The sequence below is a fragment of the Brevibacillus antibioticus genome (assembly GCF_005217615.1).
In the GTDB taxonomy this organism is placed as follows: domain Bacteria; phylum Bacillota; class Bacilli; order Brevibacillales; family Brevibacillaceae; genus Brevibacillus; species Brevibacillus antibioticus.
Window position 1 is genome coordinate 3,800,371 of sequence record NZ_SZNK01000001.1, and the last position, 17,131, is coordinate 3,817,501.

At 39.4% G+C, this 17,131-nt stretch carries 21 protein-coding genes and 1 pseudogene; 7 read left to right on the top strand and 15 right to left on the bottom strand.

Going from position 1 to position 17,131, the window contains the following annotated elements:
• The first annotated feature begins 43 nt into the window (after window positions 1-43).
• A complete protein-coding gene (gene rlmD, locus E8L90_RS17985) occupies window positions 44-1,426 on the top strand; it encodes a 23S rRNA (uracil(1939)-C(5))-methyltransferase RlmD (RefSeq protein ID WP_137030626.1) in 1,383 nt (460 codons plus the stop codon).
• Window positions 1,427-1,503: 77 nt separating this feature from the next.
• On the opposite strand, the gene E8L90_RS17990 is transcribed toward rlmD, so the two are convergent.
• The 8 genes from E8L90_RS17990 to E8L90_RS18025 all read right to left on the bottom strand — a co-directional run bounded on the left by E8L90_RS17990 (window position 1,504) and on the right by E8L90_RS18025 (window position 5,585).
• Window positions 1,504-1,779 carry a hypothetical protein gene (locus E8L90_RS17990; RefSeq protein WP_137030627.1) on the bottom strand — a complete coding sequence of 92 codons (276 nt, stop codon included), beginning with the start codon at window positions 1,777-1,779 and terminating at the stop codon, window positions 1,504-1,506.
• 33 nt (window positions 1,780-1,812) lie between these two features.
• On the bottom strand, window positions 1,813-2,094 hold the full coding sequence (locus E8L90_RS17995; RefSeq protein ID WP_137030628.1) for a hypothetical protein: 282 nt from the start codon (window positions 2,092-2,094) through the stop codon (window positions 1,813-1,815).
• 181 nt (window positions 2,095-2,275) lie between these two features.
• The gene (locus E8L90_RS18000) at window positions 2,276-2,530 is read right to left on the bottom strand and encodes a hypothetical protein (protein ID WP_137030629.1); all 255 of its coding nucleotides are present in this window, start codon (window positions 2,528-2,530) and stop codon (window positions 2,276-2,278) included.
• Window positions 2,527-2,832 (bottom strand): hypothetical protein, encoded by a 306-nt coding sequence (locus E8L90_RS18005; RefSeq protein WP_137030630.1) that lies wholly within the window; start codon window positions 2,830-2,832, stop codon window positions 2,527-2,529. The genes E8L90_RS18000 and E8L90_RS18005 overlap by 4 nt, the downstream gene beginning before the upstream one ends.
• A complete protein-coding gene (locus E8L90_RS18010; RefSeq protein WP_137030631.1) occupies window positions 2,829-3,137 on the bottom strand; it encodes a hypothetical protein in 309 nt (102 codons plus the stop codon). Before E8L90_RS18010 ends, E8L90_RS18005 begins: the two co-directional genes overlap by 4 nt.
• Complete coding sequence (locus E8L90_RS18015) at window positions 3,130-4,281, bottom strand: site-specific integrase (protein ID WP_137030632.1); 1,152 nt, start codon at window positions 4,279-4,281, stop codon at window positions 3,130-3,132. The genes E8L90_RS18010 and E8L90_RS18015 overlap by 8 nt, the downstream gene beginning before the upstream one ends.
• A 12-nt stretch (window positions 4,282-4,293) precedes the next feature.
• On the bottom strand, window positions 4,294-4,491 hold the full coding sequence (locus E8L90_RS18020) for a helix-turn-helix domain-containing protein (RefSeq protein WP_137030633.1): 198 nt from the start codon (window positions 4,489-4,491) through the stop codon (window positions 4,294-4,296).
• Between the two features lie 26 nt (window positions 4,492-4,517).
• Complete coding sequence (locus E8L90_RS18025; protein WP_137030634.1) at window positions 4,518-5,585, bottom strand: replication initiation factor; 1,068 nt, start codon at window positions 5,583-5,585, stop codon at window positions 4,518-4,520.
• A 522-nt stretch (window positions 5,586-6,107) separates the two neighbouring features.
• On the opposite strand from E8L90_RS18025, the gene E8L90_RS18030 reads away from it, so the two are divergent.
• Complete coding sequence (locus E8L90_RS18030; RefSeq protein ID WP_137030635.1) at window positions 6,108-6,863, top strand: S24 family peptidase; 756 nt, start codon at window positions 6,108-6,110, stop codon at window positions 6,861-6,863.
• Between the two features lie 319 nt (window positions 6,864-7,182).
• Here the strand turns inward: E8L90_RS18030 and E8L90_RS18035 are convergent, their stop codons facing one another.
• A complete protein-coding gene (locus E8L90_RS18035; protein ID WP_137030636.1) occupies window positions 7,183-8,379 on the bottom strand; it encodes a hypothetical protein in 1,197 nt (398 codons plus the stop codon).
• A gap of 458 nt (window positions 8,380-8,837) precedes the next feature.
• On the opposite strand from E8L90_RS18035, the gene E8L90_RS18040 reads away from it, so the two are divergent.
• Together E8L90_RS18040 and E8L90_RS18045 are read left to right on the top strand one after the other, a co-directional pair.
• Complete coding sequence (locus tag E8L90_RS18040) at window positions 8,838-9,734, top strand: glycerol kinase (protein WP_137030637.1); 897 nt, start codon at window positions 8,838-8,840, stop codon at window positions 9,732-9,734.
• A 29-nt stretch (window positions 9,735-9,763) separates the two neighbouring features.
• Complete coding sequence (locus E8L90_RS18045) at window positions 9,764-10,393, top strand: restriction endonuclease (protein WP_137030638.1); 630 nt, start codon at window positions 9,764-9,766, stop codon at window positions 10,391-10,393.
• 114 nt (window positions 10,394-10,507) lie between these two features.
• On the opposite strand, the gene E8L90_RS18050 is transcribed toward E8L90_RS18045, so the two are convergent.
• The 5 genes from E8L90_RS18050 to E8L90_RS18070 all read right to left on the bottom strand — a co-directional run bounded on the left by E8L90_RS18050 (window position 10,508) and on the right by E8L90_RS18070 (window position 13,771).
• On the bottom strand, window positions 10,508-10,918 hold the full coding sequence (locus E8L90_RS18050) for a YjdF family protein (RefSeq protein ID WP_137030639.1): 411 nt from the start codon (window positions 10,916-10,918) through the stop codon (window positions 10,508-10,510).
• A gap of 240 nt (window positions 10,919-11,158) precedes the next feature.
• Window positions 11,159-11,740, bottom strand: coding sequence for a type 1 glutamine amidotransferase family protein (locus E8L90_RS18055; RefSeq protein WP_137030640.1), 582 nt, complete (start codon window positions 11,738-11,740; stop codon window positions 11,159-11,161).
• 81 nt (window positions 11,741-11,821) lie between these two features.
• On the bottom strand, window positions 11,822-12,154 hold the full coding sequence (locus E8L90_RS18060; protein ID WP_137030641.1) for an AzlD domain-containing protein: 333 nt from the start codon (window positions 12,152-12,154) through the stop codon (window positions 11,822-11,824).
• Window positions 12,145-12,879, bottom strand: a complete 735-nt coding sequence (locus E8L90_RS18065; RefSeq protein WP_137030642.1) for an AzlC family ABC transporter permease — start codon at window positions 12,877-12,879, stop codon at window positions 12,145-12,147. The genes E8L90_RS18060 and E8L90_RS18065 overlap by 10 nt, the downstream gene beginning before the upstream one ends.
• An 82-nt stretch (window positions 12,880-12,961) precedes the next feature.
• The gene (locus E8L90_RS18070; protein ID WP_137030643.1) at window positions 12,962-13,771 is read right to left on the bottom strand and encodes a TrmB family transcriptional regulator; all 810 of its coding nucleotides are present in this window, start codon (window positions 13,769-13,771) and stop codon (window positions 12,962-12,964) included.
• 218 nt (window positions 13,772-13,989) lie between these two features.
• On the opposite strand from E8L90_RS18070, the pseudogene E8L90_RS30875 reads away from it, so the two are divergent.
• A pseudogene (locus E8L90_RS30875) lies at window positions 13,990-14,151 on the top strand (DNA alkylation repair protein); the annotation flags it as partial.
• A 61-nt stretch (window positions 14,152-14,212) separates the two neighbouring features.
• Here E8L90_RS30875 and E8L90_RS18080 read toward each other — a convergent pair.
• Entirely contained in the window at window positions 14,213-14,785 is a 573-nt protein-coding gene (locus E8L90_RS18080) for a type 1 glutamine amidotransferase family protein (RefSeq protein ID WP_244297278.1), read from the bottom strand.
• Between the two features lie 649 nt (window positions 14,786-15,434).
• Between E8L90_RS18080 and E8L90_RS18090 the strand changes: the two genes are divergently transcribed.
• Window positions 15,435-16,142, top strand: a complete 708-nt coding sequence (locus E8L90_RS18090) for a DNA alkylation repair protein (RefSeq protein WP_137030646.1) — start codon at window positions 15,435-15,437, stop codon at window positions 16,140-16,142.
• A gap of 283 nt (window positions 16,143-16,425) precedes the next feature.
• Window positions 16,426-17,130 (top strand): ABC transporter ATP-binding protein, encoded by a 705-nt coding sequence (locus E8L90_RS18095; protein WP_137030647.1) that lies wholly within the window; start codon window positions 16,426-16,428, stop codon window positions 17,128-17,130.
• Window position 17,131: the final 1 nt, after the last annotated feature.

The following is a 17,131-nucleotide window of genomic DNA, read 5'->3' on the forward strand; positions in this document are numbered from 1 at the left end:
CTATAATAGGGAAATACTGAATTGCTTGAGGAGAACGGAACAGATGACAACATATAAAAAAGAACAAGACGCCAGCATCCGTGTCGGCCAGCAAATGACGCTCACGATCAAGAGCTTGGGCATTAATGGCGAAGGGATCGGCTATTTTAAAAGAAAAATCGTTTTCGTAGAGGGTGCTCTCCCAGGCGAGGTCGTCCATGCGGAGGTGACTGAGGCAAGAGAAAAATACGCGACCGCGCGACTTTTACGAGTCGTTGAAAAATCAGCATCTCGCACGAATCCCCCCTGCCCGGTCTATGCGGAGTGTGGCGGATGCAGCTTGCAGCACATGGATTATGCCGCACAGCTCGCGAGTAAGCAGGAAATCGTCATCGAGTCACTGCGCAAGTATGCTCGACTGAATCAGCCACCAGTCTCCCCTACGATTGGTATGGATAATCCGTGGTCGTATCGCAATAAAGCACAGTTTCAGGTGGGTAAGGAAAATGGTAAGCTCATCGCTGGACTGTATCAAACAGGCAGCCACCAGCTCGTCAACTTGGAAGGCTGTCAGGTGCAGCATGAAGCGACAACGAAAATCGTCCAAACAGCGAAGCAAATTATCGAAGAGCTCGGGATTCCGGTCTACGACGAGAAAAAACGGACGGGCGTTATCCGCACGATCGTCGCTCGTGTCGCTTTTGCTACGGGTGAAACGCAATTAACACTTGTAACGGCTACCCCAGAAATTCCACGGGTGAAAGAACTGATTTTGGAGCTCCGTACGAAACTGCCCGAGCTGGTAGGAATCGCGCAAAACGTAAACAACCAAAAAACGTCACTCGTTTTTGGTGACAAGACCATATCCTTATGGGGCAAAGCTTCCATCGCTGAAAAGCTAGGTGAGCTGTCCTTCGACTTGTCGGCTCGTGCCTTCTTCCAATTGAATCCCGAGCAGACGCAAAAGCTGTACAATCAAGTGAAAACGGCTGCTGGACTGACCGGAAAAGAGCTCGTGCTCGATTTGTATTGTGGTACCGGAACGATTGGCTTGTGGCTCGCTCCTTATGCCCGCGAGGTTCGCGGGATCGAGCTGATTCCTGAGGCTGTCGAGGATGCCCATCGTAATGCACAGCGTAACCAAGCGTCGAATGCCAGCTTTCACGTGGGTCGTGCCGAGGTCTTGATGCCGAAATGGGCCAAGCAAGGGACTCGACCGGATGTCGTCGTAGTCGACCCGCCGCGGACTGGGCTGGATGATGCGCTGATTCGTTCTTTGTTGGATGTGCAGCCGAAGAAGATTGTGTATGTGTCTTGTAATCCTTCTACGCTGGCGAAGGATGTTGGGAAGCTGATGCAGCGGTATGAATTGAAGAGTGTGCAGCCGGTGGATATGTTTCCGCATACGGCGCATGTGGAGAGTGTGACGCTTTTAACGTTGAAATAGTTGAAAGAGAAAAGGCTAAAATCCCTTGGTAGAACGGGAGTTTAGCCTTCTTCATTTGACGTTAGATGATGATCTTTTTAGGAAGAAAACAGGCGCTGACCACATTTTGACCACATTCGATTCCAAAATGACCTTTTTTGCTCACGGACTTCGCTAATCATTTTCTCCCTTTGCTTCTTTCTTTTGCTTTTGGCATTGCCTTCTTTAGATCGTCTGACTTGTTCCAAGTAGTCTACTGTAAGAGTCAAACCGGGTACCTTCTGTAGTGCTAAATCGTATGATTGCTTGGCAGAAAGGTAACGTCTGAAATACATATAGTAATGAATGAAGCTTTGTTTTTGTGGATTAGCCATTCGAGGTCAGCCCCTTTGTAGATATAAAAAAATCTATATTAGCGTAATTAGTTCAACCCTCATAACACGATTCGTATCAAAAAATCGTATAGCTGCCCACATTGGATTTCCAATATTATCACGAATAAATTCTTCAATAGTTCCCTCTCTAAATTGACTCTCTGATTCCGCCCTTTTGCTTGTTTCCATTTTGCAAATCGTTCCCACTTTGAGTGTCACACTCTGCGTTTTTACCCCATGTTCGAATTTTTGGACTTCGCATTCTGTTATCTGTCCATTTCTTTCTTTAAAGTTCGTGTTATAAAAAATATCCATCTATTGTTCTTCCTTTCATTGGTTGATGTGGACAACATATGATTCTTAGCCTATAAACTCTATTCATCACTCTAATGCGTCCCTGCCGACGCCTAGGGCCTCGGCAGGGAACCCCATTAAGAAGCCTTTTAAAAAGTAATACGCGAGCTAGCATTCTCATTCACGGGATGAATAGATTTTATTACTCTACTCCAATACCTAAATGGGGATCATATTCTTTATCGAATACTGTTACTGGGCGAATATGTACAATTTCTTCCTTATTTACAATTGTAACTCTGTTCAATCGAGTTCTTAGAATAAACACTGCATCAAATGCACCCATCCTCATTTTTCTCTGAATTTCCAAGATTTCTTCTATCTGAGCATCCGTTGGTTGAGTAGATACCCCAATGAGCCTATGTCCTTCACTTGTTTCAAATAACATCTCTCTCATATAAAGACTCCCTTCTCTTCGTCTAAATCTAAATACTCCCATTCCGCATCATCTAAATCTAATTTCTCTAAAATTGCCCACCTGGTATCGTACAGGTCGACACCCTTTCCCAATGCTTCGTAATGCTTTATTAGATGCTTTGCCCTGCTATGTACGTCTTTGTCGCTATGTGAAGAAAAATCAAGACGTGAAAAATCATGGTAGGCTAAAATAAGCAGTTCAAGCTCAAAATCATAATTTAGATCCAACATTGTTTCGAAAAAAACTGCTTGCTCCCTCGATAAGTGAATAATAATTTTCAATCCTCCATTCTATTATGAGTGTTGTTCATCTCATGGAAAGTTTTGCAAACCACACACCAAATCAGATTGTGTTCCTCTTTCATATGCTTTTGGCGGATAGCTTCCAAAATTAGCGTTTCATCCGACCACCCTTTTGCAGTAGATGGATTAACATCAAATGGTATTCCATTTTTCGGAAAACCATTTGATTGTAAAAGATCACCGATTGCGTAATAGTCTAAGGCTGAATCAAAAGGAATATTAAGTACTCTAAGCAATCTGGTTTGTGATTGAGAGCGCGGGATATCTCTCTTTTTCTTAGCCATCTGTTCCCTCCAAATCACCACTATTGATTTTTAACGCTGTCTCAAATTTCCTTGCTGCCTCTTTTTGCATGTCACTTGTCACATGACTATACACATTCATCGTCATCGCTGCGTTTGAATGCCCCAAACGTTCTGAAACGATTTTGACATGCTCCCCGAGCTTCAAGAGAATCGTTGCGTGAGTATGCCTAGTATCATGGAAACGAATTTTTGGAACACTCGCCTTTTGTATCATTCGCCGAAAATGTCCTGTTAGACTTCGTGGATTAATTGGTTGACCAATTTCATTTGCAGCTATCAAGTCGTAATCTTCGTATGCACTCCCCATTTCTCTTTTGTGTATCTCCTGTTGTAAACGATAAGACTTTAATACCCCGACCACAGTGTCAGGTATGGACACCAGTCGATTTGAACGGCTCGTTTTAGGCTCTAAGAAATGAAATTGCTGGTTAGAGTAATACAGCGTGTGGCAAACGCTAATTTTCCCCTGATTCAGATCGCAATCCTTCCAACGTAGTGATAATATCTCTCCCCTTCTAAGCCCTGTATACAAAGCTAATAGATACACAATGTAGTAGGTCTGGTTATCCTCTTTAGCCACTTCTAAAAAACGGACGGCTTCTTTAATTGACCACGTCCTTTGTTCTTTACGTCCGATCCTCGGTGGAACAGCAAGTGCGACTGCATTTTTCGTAATGTTCTGTAATCTGACTTGATACGTAAAAAAACTCTTTAATATGGAATGCAGATACCGAATATATTCTGGAGACAGTCCTTCTTTCACCAACGTCAAATAGAAAGATTGAATATGATCAGCATGAACGTCTTTTAGTTTCAAATTTCCCAAAGCAGGGATTATTCGTTTCAATATTGCCTTAGAGTAATTCTCATAGGTTGAGATACGCAAAGTTGACTGTAATATAGTCTGTAGCCATGCTTCCATAGCTTCCTGTACCGTCTTTTTACTAGGTTCCAGATAATCTCCCTTAGTTAGCTGCGTGATCAATTCAGCACACGCTTGTTCAGCCTCTCTCTTGGTTTTGAAACCGCCTTTTGTCTTCTGGTATCTTGAACCATCCGGCTTTCTTCCAATGTCCACTGTAAACGACCAAAGACTACCGCGCTTACGAAAGTAACCTTTCATGTCCTTCTCCTTCTAGGTGTACTGCTCATTTAACCACTTGAACAATGCTTCTCTCGTAACACGCTTGCAACGTCCTATACGTATCAATGGAAAACCCGATTTCTCCATAACTTCATAAGCCACTCTTTTCGAAACACCGATAATTTCAGCAATATGATTTGCGGTTAACACCAATGGATATTCTTCTATGTTTGTCGCTTTATTGATCATTGATTTTTCCTCCAAATCTGTATAAGCTAATCATTGAATAAGTATTTTTTTCTTCTACGTTCTTTCTCTTCTTGGAAAGACGTATTTTTTTTGTTTAAACCGATCTCAGCCCAGGATTGAAATAACTTGGCTGTATCTTCAATTGAATCATGGTTCCCTACAGCAGCAATTGAAAGTAGTATACCTGCCCCCTGATCTAATAACTGCTTCATACTGCCTTGTTTAACTAGTTCTCTGGTTAATGGTGATGCCTCATACTCCATACCTGCTTTTTGAATAACAGCCCACTTCCGTTTTATTTTCCAACGGGAGACGTTGTCTCGTGTCGGTTGCCTAATTGTCAGCCATTCACGAGTCAGGTATGCCCACAAACCATTCTCCTTCTCCAACAAGTCATCTATCGTGTGAATAGAGAATTCCTTTAAGACCTCGCGGCGAAGTTGAAATTCAATTCGCCATACATCTTTATCTTCATCCCATCCATGCTCTCGCCAAATTTGTTTAAACCAGTCCTTCCCAGACTTTTGAATCTCCATCGTTTTATTATAGATTCGTGCTAGTAATGGACCACCTATACCAACTCGGAATCCGCTGAACCTTCTTCCGTTACTGTATTCCCCACTAACAAAACAATCTTCCTTTTTTCTCGCCCTTGTTATCACCCCCTTGGTATCGATTTGTTTAAATGTTACCAAATCACTATCAGTGCATATATCCGCACGTGAGACTTGATTTCGATAGTAGGAATCCGTAAAACATTTAAACCATTCAGTAAAATTTTGATAAGCACCAGCTAAGCCAAATGACCAAATGTATCCTGATAAAAAGTGTACAAAAACCGGAGGATTCGTTTTCAATTCCTTATCAGCGAAAAAAATGATAAAGTCATCACATGACAATCTGTAAGGATAGAATCGTTTACCAGTACGATGAACGGTTAATGAAACGTTGTTCAAAATTATAGTCCTTTCTACTCCTGTCTCTTGAGCCTCCTCCTTAGATTTTTTGAAGATGTCTAAATGCGGTCTGAGACTAGTTTCATATCTTTCAATGTTTAAACCAAATTCAAGAGTGTCAAAACCTTTTAAGATCAAGCCTTCTACCACCTTTGGGTTGTAATTTGAGGGGCGCATGTTATAGGGGCGGCGCCCTAGCGAGGGACTAACGCCTCAGTCTTGACAGGGAGCCTCTACGAGTGTGCAGGACAAGGCTTATCGGCCAAGCCAAGTTCGGGCTTGTCCGCTAAACCAGCCTGGCACATCTCGCCTCTCCCTATCAAGACCGAAGCCACCATTCCGCTTCGCTCCATGCTGGTATCGGCTGCGCTACTTCGTTGCTTGCCGGGCTAAAGCAATCTTTTCTATTAGCTTTTTTTCAATACCCATTTGTATTGCTCTTGTTTTAGCTTGCGTCTGTAAATACTTCTCAATATCCGTGAGTAACGAATTTAGTAATTTAATATCCAGTATGAACACCTCTATTTCCTTTTTAGTTAACGCCTATTAACTTAATTGTATATTTTAATACCAGATTAAGTCAATGTATATTTTGGTGTATTGTTTTATTTGACCGTTTTTTCTATCAAAATTAATATAAGAAATGGGAGGGCCGATGCAATGAGCTATAGTGAAACACTTGCTCTTATGGTGAAAAAAAGCGGACTAACATTAAAAGAGATTGTAGAAAAATGTGAAGAGCATGGTGTAAAAATCACACCAGCTTATATCAGTAGATTGCAAACAGGGAAGCAGGCTCCTGCCTCCGAAGAAGTTAATACAGCTCTGGCAAAAGTATGTGGAGGCGATGTGGAACGCCTTCTATATGAGGGATATTTAGAGAAAGCACCAGAATTCATTAAAGAACTAATAGGAACAAGTATTAAATATCTAAAAGATGTAGCTTTATCAATTGCTAGGAATCAATACACCGATTTTAGATTACAAATGCATGAGCAAATGCTTAATGGCTTATCAGATATAGAATTCTTAAAATCTCATTCAAATCTGTTTGAAAATTGGTCTGACATTAGCAGTTCACACATTATGCTAGACCCTTCGAATAAAGATGAACGCTTTTTTACAAATCCCTATTCAGGCATTAAAATGCAAGATAATTCAATGGAACCGACGATACCTGAAGGTGCAAATATCCACATTTCTGAGAATGATAAAATAAACAGCGGAGATATTGTTCTTATAGTATTTAAAGATAACTCATCTCTAGTAAGGAGGTATTTTCTCATTCGAGATGAAGACGGCCATGAAGTTACTAGCATAGTTTTTACATGTGATAACCCTGCATTCTCTCCAATTATCGAACACAATCCTGCTCAAATTAAAATGTTTAAAGCTACTTCGATTGATTTCCCCTAGATACCCTAAATTGAATAGTATTATTCGAATAAAGCTATACCAAAAAGGGTAACAGGCCGGGGCCTTAAAGCCCCAACCTGCTACCCTTTTTGGCGTTGTTCCACTCCGATTCACAAGGAAACCCTTTCTATGCCTGCTCGGCTTTTCTAACATCATCTATCTCAACATTTCTATAAGGAACGGAAACTTACGCAAGGTGCCAGCGACTTTTGATCTCGGAAAAACTATAACAAAAAATAAAAGCAGTATCCTATTTGTGAATTCATCACAAGAAGAATACTACTTTATTAGAACATCATTTAATCAATAGAGTCACGCTCTAATTACCAACCTTTTCCTTTTCTTTTTTAATTAGTTCAGTAATAGCCTCATGGTATAAATGTTCAAGAAACAGTTTTTCTTCAATTTCAACTGAAAAATCAGTAATTTTACTAAAAATTTGAATTAGTGATTGTGTGTTTTCTACAAAATCACGCTCATAATATTCTTTGACCTTAGTTCTTGTCCCCGATTGAAGTTTACTCTTTGCATTTATCACTTTCGTGTATAGTGGGTATAATTCAGCTTTTGATATTTTTTCTAATTTGCTAAATTGCTTGATGTAAGAGAGCATAACATCCTGCAATTCTCTCATTTTATAAATTTTCTCTACGTTCGTTTCCATTGTATGAATACTACTGGTATGTTTAATATTGAAAATTGCGTCTCGTAAGGTGGGAATTCCTGAAAAACTATCATTACCATTTACTACAGTGTATCTAAATTCTAATGAGAAGGTGCTATCTCTAATTTCATTATTTTTCAATACTGCACCAAAATAGACTTCTCCTACACCTTTTATTGTTATAGGTTTTAATTGTCTGAATAAAATTGATATTGCAGAATCGCTAAGATATGCTTTCTCGATATAAAATGATACGTCCATTTCAGCTGCAAATTTATGCAATGCTAAAAAGCCAATATAAATAGCTAGATTATTGTCGTAGTTTTTATATACAGTAGAGGTAATTCCTCTTAAGAAGTATTCCTCACCCAAATTGAGTAATCTATATTGCATTTCTTTTTCATTGAATTTTTCGAATAACCACTCGACATTTAATTTTGTTAAATCTAATAACATATTTTCTCTGCAAAATTTCGAGTATTTACCCATATCAAACAGGTCTTCAAAGAAATCGTAAGTGAAATCATAAACTGCTGTTGCAGTTATATCATCATCTTTGAAGTTAAGAACAATTTCACCATCATCAAATCCAAGGTGATCGATGTTTTTTATTTTATCTTTTATGTCTACTTTTTTTGCATCAATACTTTTAAAACATTCCATAACATCTTTAGAGCCCTCAATTAACAATGTATCTGAAGGTTTTCCAAAAAGTTCGATTGGGAATTTTTCACGGATTGCCTTGTCAATTTCAAATTCCTCTCGAATTAAAAATTTTAATTCATTCAGTGTCTCTGCTTCAACGCTTAAGTTTGATTCCTGGAGCGGTCGATAGAACATATGATTTCTCATTTTAATCTCGCACCTTCCATAAAAAGAGTACACTCTATATACATAGTAATACATTTTCCATATTTACACAAATTTTGACAAGTTTCTACCATCCATTCAAGCCAATAGTAATTGACCACATCCTGACCACACAATTAGATTTTATTAATACCATTAAAATGCAATAGAATAACTACATTGATTTGAAAACCGCAGTATTATGCACTTTTGATCACAGTTGTACGTTATAATAAGTACTTACTTGAAACGGCGCATGTGGAGAGTGTGACGCTTTTGACGTTGAAATAGGTGTTAAAGAAAAGGCTAAATTCCCTTGATGCAATGGGAGTTTAGCCTTTCTCATTTGAAATAGTAGGTTTCTTTTTTGTCGCTTTTCGGAGGTTTTGGAAATAATTTGGCGAAATAAGGTATTTTGAACTAATTGGATACAAAATAGTTTCGTTTTTCGGGAGGTAAAAATGGGTAATCAGAAATACATCTCTACAACTGCACTATCAAAATTGTTGCATGTTTCTACCAGTGATCTTTTTTCATACTTACAAGAAATTGGATGGATGGAAAGAGTTGAAAATGCTTGGACACTAACAAATATTGGTACGGATAAAGGTGGACAATATAAATCAGATTCATTACGGGGAACTTGGGTTGTATGGCCTGACACTATAATTCGAGAACTTGAATCGATGAGAAGCTCAAAAACTACAGATACTAAATATCTAAATGCAACTGTATTGAGTCAGATTCTTAAGGTATCAAAGTTGCGTATAAATCCAATCCTTTCCGAGCTAGGCTGGTTAAAGAGAGATAGAAAAGGGTGGATATTGACTAATTTAGGTGAAAGCATTGGTGGAAAACAATTAGAGTATGAAAAAACTGGTATTCCTTATGTAACTTGGCCTGAAAGCATTCTAAACAATAAAAGCCTTATCGAGACGTTTAAACAAATAAATGGAGAATTCCTCGATGAGAGAGACGAAACGACCAATGAGGTCGATACAAGTTTTCGAGATAAATTTCCAGCAAAGCATAGAGCCGCAGATGGGCATGTCGTAAGATCAAAAGCCGAAATGCTTATTGATAATTGGCTCTATATGTCGGAAATAGTCCATGCCTATGAGAGAAAGTTACCCATTGAAGAAGATGTTTATTGTGATTTTTATCTTCCTGTAGGAAAAGTCTACATTGAATACTGGGGACTTGAAAATGATTCAAAGTATATTGAGAGAAAAAAATCTAAACTAGAAATATACCAGAAATATGGATTTAACCTTATTGAGCTAACTGATATAGACATCCAAAACCTAGATGATGTACTTCCTAGAAAGTTGCTTAAATTTGGAATTCAGGCGTATTAGGTACAAGAAGATTTTTTAGGAGGATATAAATGCTGTATATTTTTATATTTTTAGTATTAATTATCTTGACCTTCATTATTTTATTACTGAAGAAAAAAGTAATATTCTCAAAGAACGTTCCATTAGATACTCAAGATTTCGATCCTTTAAGTATTGACATTCATCATATTGACAAAATGGAAGATGGGTCCGAATTTGAAATGTATCTCTATCGCCTGTTTTTAGCACTAGGCTATTCAGGTGTATACAAAACCGTTGGGAGTAGAGATTTCGGTGCCGATCTAGTTTTTAATGATCGTTCTGGAACAAGGACTGTCATCCAAGCTAAACGTTATAGTGAAAATAATCCAATTGGGATTAGTGCCATTCAAGAAGTTTATTCCTCCATGAGATTTTACAAAGCTAAAAAGTCTATCGTAATAGGGACTTCAAGCTTCACTACGTCTTGTGAGACTTTGGCAGGAATAAATCACGTTAAATTGCTAGATCGTCAAGATTTGATCGAAATAATAACTTCATTTATGGAAGGAAATATAAGTAAAGCTAAAGATATAATTGAAGCAGAGCCAAGAATAATCCTAGATTCTTGGTCAGAATACACTGATCAAAATCGTGAAGTTAAAAAAGATAAAAAGGCTGAAAAGTTAATCCTAAAATAATTTTCTTCCTTTACAAAATGAACAGAACTTTTTATATAACAAAAAGAAGTGGGGCTATCACCACTAAAAAAAGATGGTAATAGCCCACGTACTTGAATAAAAAAACGATCCAAATTATTTACCACGATGCTTAGCTTTCGCTTTTTGAAGTCTTAATTCTCTTTTTCGTTCCTTCATTTCGTCTCTTTGCTGACGAGTGTATACTTGTTTCTCTTTTTTTCTCTTCTCATTCTCCAATTTCAAAGCCTCTTGAGCATAAGAAGAGATTCCTTTCATGCTTAGTTCGCGAGCCACTTGTCTGGCTAAACGTTTTGGATTAATCCTTCGGTCACAAGAGGTATTCATATCCACCTCTTGTGATAATTTGTTTGTGACTTCATGAATATTTTTCTGGATGAACTCCAGAATTTCATTATCCTTCGGTTCAGAACCAAATATATATCTGCCTGCTTTTAACCTACCGTATTCATTTTCCTCTACAACACCTACCCAAAATTGACCATCAAAGTAGACAGTCAGTTTCATAAATATTCCCCCTTTAAAAGTATACGAGTAACGATGGACATCCCAAGGGGGGAAGGTTACTGACATGGACAAAATTATGACCATGCGTTCGGACTACCAACCGAACCGTGTTTTTTCGTTCCCGTTGCAATATTACTGGCTTATATTGTATCATTCTTTTCCTAAAATTCCCACGAAAACGCCGCCCTAATGCACGACTTATAATATCGGGCTTGCGTGCTTTCCTATCAGACCAAACTGTTAGGAGGGAAAGTAGCCCTTTTTAAACAATCCGTACCATTGATTCAATTCCTCGCCTTCAAAAACGCCCAACCTCTCCAAAATATGCTTTGAAAACTCCAATGCACCGCTTCCATTCGCAGTGATGAGATTCTCGTCACGGACAGACTGACCCTCTACATAATGTTGATCTCCTCTGTAGTTCGGAGCTCCTTCCTTCAAATAAGCTAACGTATTGCCCGTATGTCTATGATTGTCCAAAAATCCGTGATTCCCCAAAAAAGTCGTAGCATCACAGATGGCAGCGACAGGAATATCCTTGCTCACACAATACTCAACCACTACTTTTGCTTGCTGATTCTTTTCTTCTCTCCATCCCGTTCCACCAGGTATGATTAACATGGCGATATCCACATTTGGATTGAATTCGTTTACGCTATAATCTGGAAGGATCGTTAACCCCCCCATCGAAACTTTCGGTTCCGGATCAATGGCGATTGTCTTTACACGATATCCTGTTCCCGGCTTGTTCAGCTCGGAACTGACGTAACTTGCCTCCCAATCAGCAAAACCATCCGTAATAAAAATGAACACTTCTTTCAAAGTGATTCCCTCCCTGTAACGTCATGTACAAATGAATTGTAAAACAACTTCACTGACAGTTATGGTCAGGAAAGAAAGCGATCAAGATGAAAACAAAAAACGTAAAACCATCGAAGAAATAATGCCTACGAGTACAGATGCCAATAAACTACGTGTTATAATCGCAATGAGAAAGGTTGGTATGGCTGCTAAAAGTTCAACGTTATTAGTAGAAAAAGAAATCTCTTCACCATGTTTAAATATCTCTTGAGCTACTAGAGCAGCCATAACAGATATGGGGACATAGCTTAACCATCGTGTTGCCCACTCTGGTAATTGAAAACGACTCAGTACCATAAGAGGAAGGACTCTAGGGATGAATGTAACAATAGCTGTTCCTACAATGACCAAAAAAACATCCCATCTTACTTCCATTTCTCCATCACCATCCCTATCGTTGAAGCAAAAATTGTAGCAACAATAACTCCCATACTGCCAGACATCACTGAACTGGTTCCCACAGCAATAACAACTGCTATTATCGCAACAACCACATCACGTGCAATTTTCCTTCGACTTAACATCGAAAGTACCAGAAGGCCAATAAACATCGCCGTCAAGGCAAAATCCAAACCGAATTTTTCAGGATTTGAAATCCATTGTCCGAAGAATGCTCCCGCTATATTGGCTACGCACCAGTTTAGATAAGCCGTTATATTTAGACCGTGCATCCATTTTTCACTAATGTAATTCTTTTTGGCAGCTTCGTTCATAGCAACACCAAATGACTCATCGGTAAGTAGAGACCCTACCAGCATGTTCCTAAGCGGAGAAAGATGCCGAAAATAGGGTGCTAGGGCTGCACTAAGTAAAAGATGCCGAAGATTAACAAAGAAAATCGTAATAATAATGGTGGTAATCGAACTGCTTGCTACCATCATTCCAGCAGCGATAAATTGGGCGGAGCCAGCATAAAGAATTAAACTCATCAGGGCTATTTCAGCTATACTGAGACCCGCTGTCTTTTCGATAACACCAGCAGCAAATCCAATACTTAAATAACCCAGCAACGTAGGGACACAATCCTTTATACCTTGGCGAAAAGTATCCTTATCGCTTGAATCTGCTACCGTTTCGATTTGGTCATTTGCCAGACCCATTTTACCCCTCCTTCGTCTTATTCACATTCAGGGAGTTATTATCATAACTACTATGAAAAACTGAAAGAAAATACGGTTCAAATTACTTGAACCGTCTTCCTGTAACCACATGGAACAGGTCAGGATGGTTAATCCAGACAGCTTCGGCTTTCTCGGGACCAATTTCCTTAACTAATTGTGCAAACATAATGTCGTGCCTGATGTACTCCATTGCTACTAATACAAGTGCTGGGTCTTGTGTTTTTATAGCCCATGCAGCGGTATTCGGAGCGAAATTTGCTATTAATACTTCTTCATTGTCCCGGGAGACAATGGTTAAACGACCACTCATACGTTCCTCTGCTACTTTAGGAGACATGTAATCATGATGAGTGGTTGCACCTATCTCGGTATCGGGTGCTCCAAACAAAATGGAAAATACAGGGACACCCTCTTTTACCCGCTTATCTGCATCCTGTTTTATAAAAGCAACTTGTGGTTGCCAAATTGATAACCACAGTTCTTCTCGGGCTTTGTTTATCATGTCGACCATTTCTGTGATAACCAGTTCATCACTACTAATGCGTCGAACCACGTCTACTTGCTGTTCACTTTCTAATGCAGATAGATTTTTTTCAAGATAATCAAAAGACTGCTCGAAGGAATTACGTAATCGGGTGATTAATTCTTTAGCTGGCAAAGGAGAGTAGGTCAGAGGTTCAGAAGGTACCGTATAAACTGCTCCTTTATCTAACAATTTCCCTAATACTTCATAAATCATCGAACGAGGTACACCGGATCTCTTACTAATCTCATATCCAGTTATAGGAGACTGCTTCAAAAGTCCGATATATGCTTTGCATTCATATTGTGAGAATCCCAATTTCTGAAGTTCTTTATAAATTTCATCCAAAGAAAACCACCACCTTGAATACTTATCTTTCGTGATTATTGCAATAACCTCTAAATTCTATGGTGGTTATTATAATAATCACTAATAATATAGTCAATAGGTGCGGGCTATGGGTACCTTTTTGTATAGGAGAGAAAACAACGGAAGAATGACATGAGTCATGGATTGGATGGTTATAATCATAAGGAAAAACCCGCCAATGAAAGAAGTGATAGACGATGAATTTCGAAACGGTCATGCAAGAGCTCGAAGCTCTCGGTAAGGAACGAACCAAGAAGATTTATCTATCCAATGGCGCTCACGAACCACTTTTTGGCGTGGCTACAGGCGCTATGAAGCCCATGGCGAGAAAAATCAAGATCAATCAACCCTTAGCGAAACGCCGCCCTAATGCACGACTTATAATATCGGGCTTGCGTGCTTTCCTATCAAACCAAACTGTTAGGAGGGAAAGTACCCCTTTTTAAACAATCCGTACCATTGATTCAATTCCTCGCCTTCAAAAACGCCCAATCTCTCCAAAATATGTCTTGAAAATTCCAATGCACCGCTTCCATTCGCAGTGATGAGATTCTCGTCACGGACAGACTGACCCTCTACATAATGTTGATCTCCTCTGTAGTTCGGAGCTCCCTCTTTCAAATAAGCTAACGTATTACCCGTATGTCTATGATTGTCCAAAAATCCGTGATTCCCCAAAAAAGTCGTAGCATCACAGATGGCAGCGACAGGAATATCCTTGCTCACACAATACTCAACCACTACTTTTGCTTGCTGATTCTTTTCTTCTCTCCATCCCGTTCCGCCAGGTATGATTAACATGGCGATATCCACATTCGGATTGAATTCGTTTACACTATAATCTGGAAGGATCGTTAAACCACCCATCGAAACTTTCGGTTCCAGATCAATGGCGATTGTCTTTACACGATATCCTGTTCCCGGCTTGTTCAGCTCGGAACTGACGTAACTTGCCTCCCAATCAGCAAAACCATCCGTAATAAAAATGAACACTTCTTTCGAAGTGATTCCCTCCTTGTCATGTTTTGTATCAATGAAATGTAAAACAGCTTCACTGACAGTTATGGTCAGGGAAGAATCATTCTGTGACGTGTTTTTAATGACAGACCTTATCTCTTTACAGATGGTTTCGAGTTTTGAGTGCTTTGCGTTCCAATACTGTATTTCAGGATGGTGACACCGGAAACTTTAAAATTTCTTTTAGTACAAGGAGGAGACAAGGATATGCAGTATTTGGCAAATATCATTCTAATCTTTACTTTAACTTTCACGGTTGTGAATATTTTCAGAGCAGTAAACCAGTATAAGAAAGGAAATGTTTCTGAGAAGAAAAAACTAGTACAAACCGGGCTTATTTCTTTGGGAATAACCTTAATTGCAATTGTATTTGTAACGATGTTTATTGTTAGTTCCTCTTAGTGAGGAAGACGGCAAAGTGCGAATTTACACCAAAAATTTGCTTTCCAATATGTGGGACGTGGCGACAGTGATAACCGGGTCCCCCTATCCCGACACTAAAAAAAGGTGTCGGCTATGGGTACCTTTTTGTATAGGAGAGAAAACAACGAAAGAATGTCATGAGTCATGGATTTGATGGTTATAATCATAAGGAAAAACCCGCCACTGAAAGAAGTGATATACAATGGATTTAGAAACGATCATGCAAGAGCTCGAAGCTCTCGGCAAGGAACGAACCAAGAAAATATATCTATCCAATGGCGCTCACGAACCACTTTTTGGCGTAGCTACAGGCGCTATGAAGCCCATGGCGAGAAAAATCAAGATCAATCAACCCTTGGCTGAGCAGCTTTACGCTACCGGGAACTATGACGCCATGTACTTTGCCGGTGTGATCGCAGACCCAAAAGCAATGACCAAGGCCGATTTTGATAGGTGGATGGATTCAGCCTATTTTTATATGCTGTCGGATTATGTGGTTGCCGTAACCTTATCTGAAGCAGATATTGCCCAAGAAGTTGCCGATCAATGGATTACAAGCGGCGAAGAGCTCAGAATGTCTGCGGGCTGGAGTTGTTACTGCTGGCTTTTGGGTAATCGCCCAGATCGTGAATTTTCCGAAAGCAAAATTACCAATATGCTTGAAACTGTGAAAAATACGATTCACGATGCTCCCGAACGAACGAAATACGCTATGAATCAATTTATTTACACGGTGGGAACTTCCTATTTACCACTCCACGACAAGGCAGTCGAAATCGCAAAGGCAGTAGGGCCTGTAGAAGTCCAAAAAGACAAAGCAAAAAGCAAGTTCCTAAACGCTTTCGATCATATTCAAAAGGCAATGAGTAAAGGTCAGCTTGGCTTCAAACGAAAACATGTGAGGTGTTAATCACGGTGGTTTCTCGTGTGCGAAATCGTATGTTTCATGATTGAAACGGAGTAGTCCTGTAGAAGATGCTCCGTTTTTTTGCGAACAGGTCGAGGCCCTCCTATTTGTAATAGTAGGCAAGATTGAAGGCGATACTGGTCGTGTAGAGGATTTTTTCTGAAAAGCGAGAACAATCTCCTTCTCGAGACCGATGTCAAAATACATCGACTGCGGGATGTAACTACTTCCCGTTGGTATATGATGGTATCTAAGCTCTAAAATAAGCTACGAGGAGTTGTACTAAGTGAAGACGTTAATCGAGTTCAAAAAAGTAACGAAAGAGTACAAAATCGGAGAAGTGCCAATCAAAGCACTGAATGGTGTTGATTTTTCTATAGCAGAGGGAGAATTCGTTGTTATTTTGGGTGCGAGTGGCGCTGGTAAAAGTACGATTTTGAATTTGCTAGGTGGAATGGACACGGCTACCTCGGGTCAAGTATTTGTTGGCGACCAAGAAATCACTAGATTCAACGAGAAAAAATTAACGCAATTCCGTGGTGAGAAAGTCGGCTTTGTCTTTCAATTCTATAACCTAATTCCGAATTTAAACGCTCTCGAAAATGTTGAGTTTGCCACGGAAGTATGTAAAAACCATCTCGATGCGAAAGAGATTTTACATAAAGTTGGATTACAAAATCGCTTGAAAAACTTCCCTTCTCAGCTCTCTGGTGGTGAACAACAAAGAGTTGCAATCGCAAGAGCTGTTGCCAAAAATCCTTTGCTTTTACTTTGTGATGAACCAACCGGAGCATTGGATTATGTGACAGGGAAGTCCGTCTTAAAGCTTCTCCAGGACTTGAACAAAGAAACGAAAAAGTGCGTCGTATTGGTCACACATAATTCCGCCATTGCTCCTATGGCTGACAAAATTATTAAGGTAAAAAGCGGAATGATTGAAAGCGTTACCATTAATCATGAAAAGCAAAGTGTGGAAGGAATTGAGTGGTGAT

Bases quoted from the DNA above. Each gene is read 5' to 3' on its own strand.
- E8L90_RS18035 (WP_137030636.1), bottom strand. From the start codon at position 8,379: ATGAGAAATCATATGTTCTATCGACCGCTCCAGGAATCAAACTTAAGC.
- E8L90_RS17995 (WP_137030628.1), bottom strand. From the start codon at position 2,094: ATGGATATTTTTTATAACACGAACTTTAAAGAAAGAAATGGACAGATA.
- E8L90_RS18045 (WP_137030638.1), top strand. From the start codon at position 9,764: ATGCTGTATATTTTTATATTTTTAGTATTAATTATCTTGACCTTCATT.
- E8L90_RS18020 (WP_137030633.1), bottom strand. From the start codon at position 4,491: ATGATCAATAAAGCGACAAACATAGAAGAATATCCATTGGTGTTAACC.
- E8L90_RS18060 (WP_137030641.1), bottom strand. From the start codon at position 12,154: ATGGAAGTAAGATGGGATGTTTTTTTGGTCATTGTAGGAACAGCTATT.
- E8L90_RS18090 (WP_137030646.1), top strand. From the start codon at position 15,435: ATGGATTTAGAAACGATCATGCAAGAGCTCGAAGCTCTCGGCAAGGAA.
- rlmD (WP_137030626.1), top strand. From the start codon at position 44: ATGACAACATATAAAAAAGAACAAGACGCCAGCATCCGTGTCGGCCAG.
- E8L90_RS18015 (WP_137030632.1), bottom strand. From the start codon at position 4,281: ATGAAAGGTTACTTTCGTAAGCGCGGTAGTCTTTGGTCGTTTACAGTG.
- E8L90_RS18065 (WP_137030642.1), bottom strand. From the start codon at position 12,879: ATGGGTCTGGCAAATGACCAAATCGAAACGGTAGCAGATTCAAGCGAT.
- E8L90_RS18040 (WP_137030637.1), top strand. From the start codon at position 8,838: ATGGGTAATCAGAAATACATCTCTACAACTGCACTATCAAAATTGTTG.
- E8L90_RS18050 (WP_137030639.1), bottom strand. From the start codon at position 10,918: ATGAAACTGACTGTCTACTTTGATGGTCAATTTTGGGTAGGTGTTGTA.
- E8L90_RS18000 (WP_137030629.1), bottom strand. From the start codon at position 2,530: ATGAGAGAGATGTTATTTGAAACAAGTGAAGGACATAGGCTCATTGGG.
- E8L90_RS17990 (WP_137030627.1), bottom strand. From the start codon at position 1,779: ATGGCTAATCCACAAAAACAAAGCTTCATTCATTACTATATGTATTTC.
- E8L90_RS18030 (WP_137030635.1), top strand. From the start codon at position 6,108: ATGAGCTATAGTGAAACACTTGCTCTTATGGTGAAAAAAAGCGGACTA.
- E8L90_RS18010 (WP_137030631.1), bottom strand. From the start codon at position 3,137: ATGGCTAAGAAAAAGAGAGATATCCCGCGCTCTCAATCACAAACCAGA.